The 377-nt window shown below is 43.5% G+C and carries 1 protein-coding gene; it reads left to right on the top strand.

Annotated elements, in window-relative coordinates; genetic code table 11:
- The coding region (locus ACNKXV_RS13485) for a glycosyltransferase (protein WP_417908250.1) at positions 1-377 on the top strand (377 nt) is incomplete at both ends.

Here is a 377-nt window from a genome sequence, read left to right as displayed (position 1 = left end):
ATTGCCAAAGTCAAGGATGAGATTTCTAGCCACGGATTGGAGGAATACATCCAATTGATAGGCCCATCCACATCTGTAGAATCTTACTTGGCAAAGTCTCATGTGGGTATCCTTAGCTCAGAATCTGAAGGCCTTCCGGTTGCTCTTTTGGAATATGGACTCGCCAGTTTGCCAGTGATTTGTACCAATGTGGGTGATTGCCAAAAAGTTATTCCCAGTGAAGAGTTTGGCTGGGCAGTGAGTCCAAAGAACTCTAGCCAACTTGCAGGATCAATGCTTGAGGTACTTACTAATTATCCAGATGCAATTCAAAGAGGTAAGCGGCTGCAAAAGAAGGTCGAGCATGAATTTGGAAAAGAATGCTTTTGGAATGCTTA

Source organism: Christiangramia aquimixticola, assembly GCF_048285835.1.
Taxonomy (GTDB): domain Bacteria; phylum Bacteroidota; class Bacteroidia; order Flavobacteriales; family Flavobacteriaceae; genus Christiangramia; species Christiangramia aquimixticola.
Note: the sequence above shows the minus strand (reverse complement) of the source record. Positions and strands in the feature narration are given on the sequence as shown.